This is a genomic window from Citrobacter braakii (assembly GCF_009648935.1).
GTDB lineage: Bacteria > Pseudomonadota > Gammaproteobacteria > Enterobacterales > Enterobacteriaceae > Citrobacter > Citrobacter braakii.
On record NZ_CP045771.1, the window covers coordinates 3106883 to 3119455 of the forward strand.

The window sequence follows — 12573 nt, forward strand, 5'->3', positions numbered from 1 at the left end:
CACCATAAGGGAAAAATTATGTCAGGATTTAATTTCGTTAATCCGGTTAATTTCTATTTTGGCCAGGGGAAACTGGCACAGGCGGGAACAATTACCGCGCAATACGGCAAAAAGGCGCTGATCATTGCTTCAGATAGTGCGAAGCCTACGGGGCAGCTGGCGGCGTTGGTTGATGTATTGACGCAGGCGGGCGTGACGTCCGTCTGTTTTGACCGTTTCATGCAGAACCCGCTTTCAACCCTTGTCGATGAAGGGGCTGCGTTCGCCCGTGAACAGCAATGCGATGTGATTGTCGGCATTGGCGGGGGAAGCGCGATGGATATGGCAAAAGGCATTGCCTTTATGGCCTGTAATAGCGGAGGAATTTGGGACTATGTATTTGGACAAACTCCGGCTGATTCGGCGCTACCGGTAGTGTTAATTCCGACTACCGCAGGCACGGGCAGCGAAGCGAATAAAACGGCGGTATTTACGAATCCACAAACCAATGACAAAAAAGGGCTGGTGAATCCGCTGATTTATCCGAAGGCGGCAATTATTGATCCTTTATTAATGCTGACGTTACCCCGGCGCGTTATTGCCGGTCCGGGAGCAGATGTCCTGTTTCATTCGTTGGAGTCATTTATTTCGAAAAATGCCCATCCGATGAGTGAAATGCTTTCATTACAGGCGCTTGAGCTGATTGGCAAATATTTACCGCAGGTTTATGACGATGCCACCAATATTGAGGCGTGGGAAAAAGTCACTTTTGCCAGTTCGCTGGCGGGTATGGCGATTGATTGTGCCGGGACGACATTGCCCCATGCGTTGCAGCACCCGATGGGCGGGTTGCTTGATGTCGTACATGCTGAAGGCATTGCCGCCATTTACATGGCCTTTATGGAATTCACCTGGCAAAGCGCGCCGCAAAAATTCGCCGCTATCGCCAAAGCGCTTGGCGTGAATACCCTCAATATGACCGAAGAAGAAGCGGCGAGAAGCAGTATTGATGCGGTGCGTTCGCTGCTGGGCTACGTCAATATGCTGCCGTCGCTCAGCTCTCTGGGCGTTAAAGAGGAACATTTCGACTGGTTTATTGGCAATGCCACTACCACGATGCGTGTCGTGCTTGCGAATAATCCCCGCGTGCCTGACGCCGATGAGATTCGCGCCATTTATCAGCAAAGCCTCTAAACCCACGTCACCGCCTCAGGAGCAAGCTTATGATTATTATCATCGACAGCGGATCAACCCAGACCCGGCTCTATTTGTTACGCGAAGAGGAGATCGTTGCTGAACATCTCCTCGCTGTTGGCGTTAACTCCGGGAAGGCCCGTTCTCAGGGGGATTTCAGAGACGCCATTGCCGCAGGGATAAATGAACTGCTGCGCGCTAACCAATTGACGACTGGTGATGTGCGTTTTGCGATTGCCTCGGGAATGATCACCTCTAACCTCGGGCTGCTGGAGATACCGCATATCACCGCTCCGGTGAGCCTTGAGCAGCTTGTCTCCCGGGTGGTGAAGGTTAAAGATCCCGCAATACTGCCTCTGGATTTGGAGATCCGTTTTGTCCCTGGTATCAAAAATGCGCAGGCGGATCGTAGCTGGTCCAGCCTGCGGGATATCGACCTGATGCGCGGGGAAGAGACTCAGGCCGTGGGGCTGATGACGTCGATTTACAGGAACCTGCCGCTGACGATGATCGAACTGGGTTCAACAACCAAGCTTATCCACATTGACGCGCAGGGAAGAATCGCCGGCAGTATTACCAGTCTGAGCGGGCAGGTTTATGCGGCGGTGAAAAAAGAGACGTTTATTGGCGCCAGTATGCTGGAAGAAGAGGATGACGATTTTTTCTCGGCGGACATCCTGCAATATGCCTGTGATAGCGTGCATCATGCGGGCCTTCTGCGTACGCTGCTGTTTACGCGTTTTATCGAGTTCTCGTTGCCGTGCACCGCAGTCGAAAGAACATTTTTTTGTCAGGCGGCGCTGGCGGCGGATGACATGAAACTTTTTGATGAGGCCGAGCGTTTAGGCTTTTCTCTGCAAGGCGACATTGTGCTGACAGGCAAGCGGCAGCGCTGCGAAATGTATCGTTCTTTGTGGCGCAGCCGATATGGACTTGAGAACCCGGTCCATTTTATCTGTGATAAAGACGAGATCGCCCAACTGGCGATCAAAGGGGCAGGGTATATTGCCCGTCAGATGACGTAACGCACCAGATAACAAAGCCTCGCAGGCTACGCGGGGCTTTGTGGTTTTTCACTGTTTCGCATACAGCACATAAGGACCGGATGTGTAAGAGATAACAATGATTTTATTGGGCAATTTCCTCAGGCCTGCAGGCACATCCAGGTCATCCTCAGGCCATTCAGGCGCTTCGCGAAGTATGTCGCGGCCTTCTGGAGGATGGTCAGTTCATCAGCCTGCTCAGCGAGTTGAAGTCATTGAGACGATAGAGTTTTTCTTTCGGCTTGGCAGTGCGTATCAGTGAACCTAACGGGGCCTTGTTTGTTTATTATACCGTTATCGTACCCACTAAAAATGAAGATGGCAGAATGTTGTGCTCATCCACGTACTCATTTTGGAGTTGGCTTGCTTTCGTAATGTGAAGGTCGTATGTTCGACTCCATTATCGGTACCATTTCAAACTCTTGCCAAGTCTGAACGGCGGGGTAATGTCTGGGATTCACACGGCCAGCATTGATCAAATCACGCCCGTATCAGGCATGAAGAATACCCGGCAACCCTCATGTGCCGGGAAATGGATTGCAAGAATTCATTCTGGCAATAAAAGTTATCGCTATATCCTGAAATGAAATATAAGGTTATTGGCCGTGATTTCTCATGGTAGTAATTGCAGTAAAATAATCATTGTATACATTGTAAAAGCAGGATGGAATTTTAAAAAACCACTGTTGATGACAACTTCATTTTTTATTCGGTAGACACTTTTTTTACACATGTTAATTTCATCAGCAATGCCTTGAATGCTGTGCCCTTGGTTAAAAAGTTCCAGATTTCTCATATTTCGACTGTTGATGACAGGATGGCTTATTTCGGTTGCATTTTGCAGGCTCTTGATAATGTAACCGGATGGGTCTTTTTTAGATAAAAAACTGCGGTTCATCTTAAGAAAACGGAGCGGTAAATCAAATATATAGATAAAGTGACATTTTTTATTGATGTCACGATGCAGAAATGTAGTATCTGAAAAACTGTCAACATCGATAATAATAACATCACCTTTATTAATAAAAACAGTCTTTATAATATCTGTAATGCTTTTAAATAACACGGGGTAAACACACAATCCCCCCTCGCGTAAAACGGTAGTGAGTCCGAATGAAAAAAAATGGTCTCGGGAGATTATCATTACGCTCATAATATTTCCTTTTTTCTTTCATGCCTTTGTCATTATTTTAGCGATAGGCATAAATATGCTGAGACAAATCCGCATTAAAAACGTTTACTGTAACGATATGGGGGAAGGGCTGAATCTTACTTTTTAATTGTAGTTTTTGCTTAAAATTATGCTCGCCATTTTTTAAAGGAATAGCTACAAGTAATAATACCAACCCCACTTAGCAATGAGAAAAATAATAATGTTGGCCATCGATTATCCTGTGGACTCTTTTCTTTATTTAATTTTGAAACACGATAGTTGCCGTTGCGATCGACAAATATTTCATACGTCCGTGCATATCGGGTACCACGCTTTTTGATGGCGCTGGCCTGAAGAGGGGTTATCTGATCGTCTTTCTCATACTTTTTATCTGCGGACCTGAATTTAGCATAGTAGCGGTTTACTTTTTTATAGGAGCGTCGGTGAATCGCCACGGATAATCTAGACACTTCCGAGCTGTTGATAATACTGGTTTTCGTATTCTGTCGGTAACATCTGATCGCTTGAACTATGCCGACGCTTACTGTTATAAAACATTTCGATGTAATCAAAAATATCGCTACGGGCTTCTTCACGCGTTCCGTAGATCTATTTCTTTATCCGTTCGCGTTTCAGTAGCTGGAAAAAGCTCTCTGCAACCGCGTTATCATGACAGTTACCGCGACGGCTCATGCTACCTTCCAGCCCGTGTGACTTCAGGAACGACTGCCACTCATGACTTGTGTATTGACTGCCCTGGTCTGAGTGAACCAGCACCTGTTTTTGGGGATTACGTGCCATACAGCCATCAGCAGTGCGTTCAGAACAATATCTTTTGTCATCCGGGGTCGCATTGACCAGCCGATAACTTTGCGCGAGAACAGGTCAACAACTACGGCCAGATACAGCCAGCCTTCGTGGGTTCGGATGTAAGTTATGTCCATTACCCAACGTTCATCCGGTGCTTCCGGGTTGAACTGCCGCTGGAGTCTGTTGGGTGTCACGATACTGGCTTCACCTTTACGCGCTCATGGGGGTCGATACCCGACCTGAGCCTTTATCCCGGCACGCTTCATCAGTCGCCAGACTCTGTTCACTCCGCACTGTTGCCCGCTGTCCCGCAGGTCCAGATGGATCTTGCGATAGCCATAAACACAACCGGACTCCAGCCAGAACTGTTTGATCTGTCCCGTCAGTCTCAGATCTGCCTGGTGGCGCTGAGAATGCGGCTGCTGAAGCCAGGCGTAAAAACCACTGGAATGAACATCCAGCACCCTACAGAGCAGACGAATAGGCCAGCAACAGGAGTTGTCACGGATAAAGGCGTACCTCAGTCGGACAGCTTTGCGAAGTACGCGGCTTTTTTTAATATGTCCCGTTCGTCAGTAACCCGCTTCAGCTCCTTCTGGAGTCGGCGGATCTCGGCCTGAGCATCTGACTGCTCTTTTTTGGTGGATGAGTCCGGCCCCTACTTCTTTATCCAGGCATAAAGACTGTGGGTAGTGATATCGAGACGTGTTGCAACACTGGAAACAGAATAGCCACGATCAACAACCTGTTTAACTGCTTCAATTTTAAACTCTTCAGGATAACGCTTACTGCTCATGTGCACCTCTCTTTAAGCCATTTCAAATGAGTCCGAGGTGTCTGTTAAACCTGTGGTGATTCAGACCTCTTGATTTGGGGTACATGGAAAATGGGCGTAGCAAGCCTCAGCTAGATAACTAACCGTAATAAAGGGCTTTTCTGCGTGCAATGTAAGGCAAGGGTAACCAGGCAGGTTGCAAGAAAGATAATCGTTTTGATAGATCAGTTTCTCGATATTGATCGTTAGTGCCGATCGATAAGAAGTGCGGGAACGTTAGACTCACCTCTGTTGCTCCATCATGATGATGGGGCTGTTGGCCCTAGAATCTATCTGTCTATTAGCATCGGCATGACAAATACCATGTGTCGTCAAAACAAAAGACAAAAGAAAAATACATATGTATAAAAACAAGTATGGTTTTATTCTGTCACTTCAATACTTCCTTTCGCCTAAGATTGCCCGTAATAATTCCCCATGCAGTACTATTACTGCGATATAACAACATGAATTATATCGTAATGATGGATGCTTGCCTCTACTGGTTCCTGTAAGGATCATGACTCCATACAACATCATTTTTAATTTTCTCCAGTTCAAAAAATCTACATACGTCACAAATAAATTTACATTTGATAATGTATAGTTGTCATATGACAAGTTGATTATCATTCTGTGTAGACAAGGAGAACTGTTATGACGGATTCAATTCCATCAGGTTACAAGCCGCTGACATGTGACACGCTGCCGGGTTATCTCTCATCCAGACTGACCCCTTCATGCGAACCGGGAGGGTTACCTGAAGAGTGGAAAGTTTCAGAAGTGGGGGACGGAAACCTGAACATGGTGTTTATCGTTGAAGGGACGCATAAAACCATCATTGTAAAACAAGCTTTGCCTTGGCTTCGTGCAGGAGGCGAAGGATGGCCTTTATCTCTGAGCCGAGCAGGCTTTGAGTACAACGTTTTATGTCAAGAAGCAAAATACGCGGGTCACTCACTGATTCCGCAGGTCTATTTTTACGACCCGGAAATGGCACTGTTTGCCATGGAGTATCTGACGCCTCACGTAATTCTGCGTAAGGAACTGATTAACGGTAAAAAATTCCCTAAGCTAGCAGAAGATATCGGCAGATTTTTAGCTCAGACTCTCTTTAATACGTCTGACATTGGCATGTCAGCAGAACAGAAAAAAGCGCTTACTGCCGAGTTCGCGTTGAATCATGAGCTGTGCAAAATTACGGAAGATCTGATCTTCACAGAGCCCTATTACAACGCTGAACGGAATAACTGGACTTCTCCTGAACTGGACGATGCCGTCCATAAGGCCTGGGCTGATGTAGAGATGATCCAGGTTGCCATGCGTTATAAGTACAAATTTATGACAGAAGCGCAGGCATTGTTACATGGTGACCTTCATTCAGGGTCAATCATGGTGACCGACACGGATACCAAAGTGATAGATCCAGAATTCGGTTTCATGGGTCCAATGGCGTTTGATATCGGCAATTATATTGGCAACATTCTGCTGGCGTTCTTCTCACGCCCTGGGTGGGATGCGAATGAGCAACGTCGCGCTGACTATCAGGAATGGCTGCTTCAGCAGATTGTCCAAACCTGGTCCGTTTTCACCCGGGAGTTCCGTCAGCTTTGGGACAACAAAACACAGGGCGACGCGTGGCCGACAGAAATGTATCAACAGAACAGGGCCGCTCTTGAGGACGCAAAGGATCAGTTTTTTGCCACCCTACTTGAAGATTCCCTGGTGAATGCCGGCATGGAAATGAATCGCCGGATCATTGGTTTTGCTGGCGTTGCCGAGCTGAAACAGATTGAAAATACAGAGCTTCGCGCAGAATGTGAACGACGCGCTTTGACCATGGCGCGCGATCTTATCGTCAATGCCCGCCAGTTTAAAAATATGGACTCCGTCATCCAGTCTGCGAAGGTTAAGTAAGAGGTCATTATGAATATTAAAGGTAAACACTACCGTACGGTCTGGGTTTCCGGGGATGGAAAAGCGGTAGAAATCATCGATCAGACTAAGTTGCCTTTTAAGTTCGAGGTGGTGGCGCTTACCTCTGCGGAAATGGCCGCTACGGCTATTCAGGAGATGTGGGTTCGTGGCGCTCCGCTTATTGGTGTCGTTGCAGCCTATGGTATCGCGCTGGGAATGAATCACGATGCCAGTGACATGGGTCTGCAGCGTTACTATGACCTTCTTATCAAAACCCGACCAACGGCAATTAACCTCAAATGGGCTCTCGACAGGATGATAGCCACACTGAAGAATCTCTGTATATCAGAGCGCAAGGATGTGGCCTGGGCGCTGGCGGCAGAAATTGCCGAGGAAGATGTCGCGTTGTGTGAACAAATTGGATTACATGGCGCAGAACTCATTCGCGAAATAGCCCAGAAAAAACCGGCAGGCAGTGTGGTAAATATCCTGACGCACTGCAACGCAGGATGGCTGGCGACCGTAGATTGGGGCACGGCACTTTCCCCCATCTATAAAGCGCATGAAAACGGAATTTCCGTTCATGTCTGGGTGGATGAAACGCGGCCACGCAATCAGGGAGGGCTCACGGCATTTGAACTGGGATCACATGGCATTCCTCACACCCTGATTGCCGACAATGCGGGAGGTCACCTGATGCAGCACGGCGACGTTGATCTTTGTATTGTCGGGACCGATCGAACAACGGCCAAAGGAGATGTCTGTAATAAAATAGGCACCTATCTTAAAGCGCTGGCCGCCCATGATAACCATGTGCCCTTTTACGTCGCTTTACCTTCACCCACCATTGACTGGACTATTGAAGACGGAAAAACCATTCCGATTGAACAACGTGACGGAAAGGAACAGTCCCATGTCTACGGGATAAACCCTCATGGAGAGTTGAGCTGGGTGAATATTGCCCCTGAAGGAACACGTTGCGGAAACTATGCTTTCGACGTCACGCCTGCCAAATATATCACCGGCCTCATTACTGAACGGGGAGTCTGTGCCGCCAGTGAGTCAGCGCTGTCGGGGATGTTTGCTGACCTTAAGAGTAACTCACTCTAGCGACGGCCAGTGCTGTTAAGGAGCAAGAATGGAAAGGATCAAATTAGCAGAAAATATCATTTCCACTTGTCGGGAAATGAATGCGTCAGGTCTTAATCAAGGAACATCAGGTAATGTGAGTGCCAGATATACCGGTGGCATGTTGATTACGCCGAGTGGGATCGCTTATTCAAAGATGACGCCGGACATGATTGTCTTTGTAGACGATAAGGGAGTACCTGACGCGGGTAAAATACCATCAAGTGAATGGTTATTTCATCTGGCGTGTTATAAAGCCAGACCAGAATTGAATGCTGTCATACATACGCATGCGGTGAATTCCACGGCGGTGGCAATACATAATCATTCAATTCCGGCCATTCATTATATGGTGGCGGTATCGGGGACGGATCATATTCCCTGTATTCCCTATTATACCTTTGGCAGCCCTGAACTGGCCGACGGTGTATCTAAAGGGATCAGAGAAAGTAAGTCCTTGCTGATGCAGCACCACGGTATGCTGGCCATGGACGTCACGCTGGAAAAGACGTTGTGGCTGGCGGGTGAAACCGAGACGCTGGCTGATTTATACATCAAATGTGGCGGATTACATCACGATGTTCCCGTTCTGTCTGAAGCCGAAATGACCATCGTTCTTGAAAAATTCAAAACGTATGGTTTGAAAGCGTAATTACAGCTTTATTTTAATTAATAACATATAGCAGCCATTCGCGGAATGGCTGCTATCCCCTCTGTCCACAACGATTGATTATAACTACCACAAGGAGTTATTTATGTTTATCGTGGAATCGTATGCTGTCGCCATAATAATGTGTTTTATTACCATGATTTGCTGGGGTTCATGGGCGAATACAACCAAACTTGTCAGCAATAAAAAATGGGAGTTTCCTCTATTCTATTGGGATTACTCAATTGGATTATTGCTGTGTTCTTTGTTATTTGCCTTCTCGCTGGGTTCTATGGGCGAAGCCGGTCGTAGCTTTATACATGATATTCAGCAGGCGAGCAGTAGTAGTCTGATGTCGGCAATACTGGCAGGGATTATTTTCAATATTTCCAATATCCTTCTGGTAGCTTCTATTAATCTTGCCGGTATGGCGGTAGCTTTTCCTGTGGGTGTGGGGCTGGCACTGGCTCTGGGTGTAATCACTACCTATATCGGCAACCCGCAGGGCGATCCGCTCATTCTGTTCCTCGGTGTCGCCTGTGTTGTGATCGCCATTATTTTTACCGCGATAGCCTATGGTCGTGTCACGCAGGAGGCGGATAAATCCCGTCGTAATAAAGGTCTCATCACTGCCATTCTGGCGGGTATCATCATGGGATGGTTTTTCCGCTTCCTGGCTGACTCCATGTCTGACAATTTCAGTCAGCCTGCCAGCGGTCTGATGACGCCGTACTCAGCACTTGTCCTGTTTGCCATAGGGCTGTTTTTGTCGAACTTTATCCTTAACACGCTGGTCATGAAAAAGCCTATTTCAGGAGAACCTGTCAACGGGAAAATGTATTTTTCCGGGAGTTTACGGGATCATGTTTGCGGCTGGCTGGGCGGTATGATTTGGTGTGTCGGTCTTGCATTCAGTCTGATTGCGTCTGGTCAGGCGGGTTATGCCATTTCCTACGGTCTGGGACAGGGTGCCACGATGATTGCCGTGATCTGGGGGGTCTTCATCTGGAGAGAATTTGCCAGTGCGCCAGCCGGAACCAATAAACTGCTGCTGACCATGTTTATTTCATACATTGTGGGTATTGTTCTTATTATCGCCGCTAATCAATAAAATCCTGCCCCATATCCACATGGGGCAGTTGTTCATTCTTTTAGCGTGGTAATTCACACGCCAGCAAAAACTCTGCCGTTCCTTCATCAACAATCAGGTCCGTGACATATCCTCCCAGCAGGGCACCCAACGTTGCGTCATAGCCTCTTTCCCCACCAGCAAGAAAGATCTTCCGTTCAATCTGCCTTAACTGAGCCAGACTGATTCCCAGAATACGCTGGTCAACATCAGCCACGACGGGCATCCCTTCCTTGTCATAGAAGCGGCCACAAATGACACCTACTGCGCCTAAATCCCGATACGTCTGCATTTCCTTCTTATTCAGCACGCCCACCCGAATCAGGGGATTTTCATCAAGCGCGTTACCCACGACAAAAAAGGCTTTCGTACAGCGAGTCAGAACGTCAAAATTCGATCGAATAATAGGCTCTGCCTGTAATTCCATGGCCAGTCTGGCACTTGATACCACGGCAGGAACATGAAGCGAAGCGACGCGGCCTGAAAGCTTGTAAGCGATTTGCGATGAGGATTCAATAATCGTCAGGTCTGGTTGAGAGGGCATGGAACCGAGCATCTGAATAACGGTGACATTTTTACATGACTTCGGCGTCATGGTTTTGCTCATCTGATGGATTGTTCTTCCCCAGGCAACCCCCAGCACATCACCATTCTCAATTACCTGATTCAGATACATGCCACCGGCACGTGAAAGACGAGTACGCATCAGCTTTGTATCATCACGTTTTCCGGCATGTTCGCCATCAGGCACGATGATCACTCTCTGGAGATTGAATTTATCGCGAATTTGCAAAGCTGCGTCGATAGATCCAAAGACATTCACATCCAGGTTGATATGAACCAGTCCATTTTCCCTGGCTGTTTGCAGGTATTTGACAACCGTGACGCGGGACACCCCCATGATAGATGCAACTTCAGTCTGGCTTTTGCCTTCCTGATAGTACAGCCATGTTGCATGAAGTACGGGATCATCATTGAACAGGCTGCTGTTTGTTTGATCTCTATCCACTTTTGTATACCTGTATTAAACCGGGGAAATGCTTATCTTAACCCTGTTTACCCGGAGAGTTGATGCAGATTGCCAGTGGCATGATTTTATACAGATATTTTATTCTTTTACATGAAATAAACCAGCATACCATTTGAGCGATCGCCCTCTGTTCCCCCATACTGTAAAGCCGGAGACATGCTCCGGCTTTACAGTATTACTGAGAGTACACCCTTCCAGCATAATCAACGGTTCAATATCGCTCCTTTTAGATCGCCAGCGATTCGTCACCGTGTAGACGGTTGCCGTCACTCACTAAATTATGGGGGACAGTGAACGACAGGTTGGCTCACTGGTCAGAACCCGATTATAAAACTAAGCTGGCGAGCAGAATAAAAATCAGCCCACTGATGGATAAGAGTGTGGACATCAGCGTCCAGGATAACAGCGTTTCTTTGGTGGTCAGGCCAAAAAAGTCTTTAATCATCCAGAAACTGGCATCGTTAACGTGAGAACAAATACAGGATCCGGCGCCGGTAGCCAGCGTAATCAAGGCCAGGTTGGTATTGGGATGTACTGCCAACAATGGGATGACCAGACCGGCGGTAGAGATCGCCGCGACGGTGGCTGAACCCAGACAAATACGCAGGAATGCGGCCACGCCCCAGGCCATCAGGATCGGGTTAATATCCATACCCGAAACCAGGGTAGAAATATACTGACCAACGCCAGAGTCGATGAGAACTTGCTTGAATGCACCACCACCACCGATAATCAGCAGCAGACCGGCAATACCCGCGATAGCTTTTCCGCAAGAATCCATCAGGTCAGGGATTGTTTTCCCGCGCCCCAGGCCCATGGTATAGATCGCGAACAGCAGTGAAATCAGCATGGCGATCGTCGAATTACCTAAGAACAGTATCACGTTGTAGAATAAGCCTGAATCTGCGGCACTTTTGGCATGAGTCATCTGGATGATGGTGACAACCGCCATCAGGATCACCGGCAGCATTGCCGTGAGAAAACTGATTCCAAAGCCAGGCATTTCGCTTTCGCTGAATCGGCGGGTCGCGCCGAGAGAGGCTATATTCCCCTCTTTTTTAAAGGCGTCCGGAATAATGCGCTGGCAGAATTTATTCAATACCGGGCCGCAAAGAATAAAGGTTGGAATGCCGACTATGATACCGTATATCAGTACCAATCCTACATCAGCACCATATTCTCTGGCGATAACTGTCGGGCCGGGGTGCGGCGGCAAAAAACCGTGTGCGACCAGCAAACCGGAAAGCATCGGCACACACATAAACATCGGCGATATTTTTGCTTCACGGGCAATAGCGAATAAAATAGGTACCAGAAGAATTAAACCGACTTCGAAAAAAAGTGCGATACCGACAATAAACGCCGAACAGACCACTGCCCAGTCAAGTTTATTTTTCCCGAAGTAATTCAGCATGGTCAGCGCTATTCGCTGCGCACCACCCGCATCGGCCAGCAAGCGACCGAGCATAACACCGAAGCCAAATATCAAACCAATATGGCCCAGCGTACCGCCAAGTCCGGATTCGACTGAGGTGACAACTTTACTCAAATCCATACCACTGGCGATGGCGACAGCAATCGAGACAATAATTAACGAAACAAACGTATTAAGCTTAATTTTTATGGTTAAAAGCAGGAGTAAAGCAATCCCTGCCACAACGATAATTAGTGGCATAACGTCCTCTCATAACAGGGTAGCGACCCATCATTATCCGACTGAGCAAATA

9 protein-coding genes and 1 pseudogene are annotated in these 12573 nt (G+C 47.6%); 6 read left to right on the plus strand and 4 right to left on the minus strand.

Annotated elements, in window-relative coordinates:
• Nucleotides 1-18: 18 nt before the first annotated feature.
• Together GFC06_RS14500 and GFC06_RS14505 are read left to right on the plus strand one after the other, a co-directional pair.
• Nucleotides 19-1173: an iron-containing alcohol dehydrogenase gene (locus GFC06_RS14500; protein WP_047499097.1), complete on the plus strand. Its 1155-nt coding sequence runs from the start codon at nt 19-21 to the stop codon at nt 1171-1173.
• A 29-nt stretch (nt 1174-1202) separates the two neighbouring features.
• Nucleotides 1203-2198, plus strand: coding sequence for a 2-dehydro-3-deoxygalactonokinase (locus GFC06_RS14505; protein WP_153690297.1), 996 nt, complete (start codon nt 1203-1205; stop codon nt 2196-2198).
• A 631-nt stretch (nt 2199-2829) separates the two neighbouring features.
• On the opposite strand, the gene GFC06_RS14510 is transcribed toward GFC06_RS14505, so the two are convergent.
• Both GFC06_RS14510 and GFC06_RS14520 read right to left on the minus strand, forming a co-directional pair.
• Complete coding sequence (locus GFC06_RS14510) at nt 2830-3369, minus strand: hypothetical protein (protein ID WP_103766386.1); 540 nt, start codon at nt 3367-3369, stop codon at nt 2830-2832.
• Nucleotides 3370-3831: 462 nt separating this feature from the next.
• Nucleotides 3832-4975: pseudogene (locus GFC06_RS14520) on the minus strand (IS3 family transposase).
• 675 nt (nt 4976-5650) lie between these two features.
• Between GFC06_RS14520 and mtnK the strand changes: the two are divergent.
• The 4 genes from mtnK (at nt 5651) to GFC06_RS14540 (ending at nt 9798) form a co-directional block, all read left to right on the plus strand.
• Nucleotides 5651-6910: an S-methyl-5-thioribose kinase gene (gene mtnK / locus GFC06_RS14525; protein ID WP_153690298.1), complete on the plus strand. Its 1260-nt coding sequence runs from the start codon at nt 5651-5653 to the stop codon at nt 6908-6910.
• Nucleotides 6911-6919: 9 nt separating this feature from the next.
• Entirely contained in the window at nt 6920-8020 is a 1101-nt protein-coding gene (mtnA, locus tag GFC06_RS14530; protein WP_141875247.1) for an S-methyl-5-thioribose-1-phosphate isomerase, read from the plus strand.
• A gap of 28 nt (nt 8021-8048) precedes the next feature.
• Nucleotides 8049-8690 carry an L-fuculose-phosphate aldolase gene (locus GFC06_RS14535; protein ID WP_153690299.1) on the plus strand — a complete coding sequence of 214 codons (642 nt, stop codon included), beginning with the start codon at nt 8049-8051 and terminating at the stop codon, nt 8688-8690.
• 103 nt (nt 8691-8793) lie between these two features.
• Nucleotides 8794-9798, plus strand: a complete 1005-nt coding sequence (locus GFC06_RS14540) for a GRP family sugar transporter (RefSeq protein ID WP_153690300.1) — start codon at nt 8794-8796, stop codon at nt 9796-9798.
• 40 nt (nt 9799-9838) lie between these two features.
• Here GFC06_RS14540 and GFC06_RS14545 read toward each other — a convergent pair whose 3' ends face one another.
• Both GFC06_RS14545 and GFC06_RS14550 read right to left on the minus strand, forming a co-directional pair.
• Entirely contained in the window at nt 9839-10825 is a 987-nt protein-coding gene (locus GFC06_RS14545) for a sugar-binding transcriptional regulator (protein WP_049282227.1), read from the minus strand.
• 346 nt (nt 10826-11171) lie between these two features.
• On the minus strand, nt 11172-12521 hold the full coding sequence (locus GFC06_RS14550; protein WP_001128363.1) for a GntP family permease: 1350 nt from the start codon (nt 12519-12521) through the stop codon (nt 11172-11174).
• Between the last annotated feature and the right edge of the window lie 52 nt (nt 12522-12573).

Bases quoted from the DNA above. Each gene is read 5' to 3' on its own strand.
- GFC06_RS14510 (WP_103766386.1), bottom strand. From the start codon at position 3,369: ATGAGCGTAATGATAATCTCCCGAGACCATTTTTTTTCATTCGGACTC.
- GFC06_RS14535 (WP_153690299.1), top strand. From the start codon at position 8,049: ATGGAAAGGATCAAATTAGCAGAAAATATCATTTCCACTTGTCGGGAA.
- GFC06_RS14550 (WP_001128363.1), bottom strand. From the start codon at position 12,521: ATGCCACTAATTATCGTTGTGGCAGGGATTGCTTTACTCCTGCTTTTA.
- GFC06_RS14505 (WP_153690297.1), top strand. From the start codon at position 1,203: ATGATTATTATCATCGACAGCGGATCAACCCAGACCCGGCTCTATTTG.
- GFC06_RS14500 (WP_047499097.1), top strand. From the start codon at position 19: ATGTCAGGATTTAATTTCGTTAATCCGGTTAATTTCTATTTTGGCCAG.
- mtnA (WP_141875247.1), top strand. From the start codon at position 6,920: ATGAATATTAAAGGTAAACACTACCGTACGGTCTGGGTTTCCGGGGAT.
- GFC06_RS14540 (WP_153690300.1), top strand. From the start codon at position 8,794: ATGTTTATCGTGGAATCGTATGCTGTCGCCATAATAATGTGTTTTATT.
- mtnK (WP_153690298.1), top strand. From the start codon at position 5,651: ATGACGGATTCAATTCCATCAGGTTACAAGCCGCTGACATGTGACACG.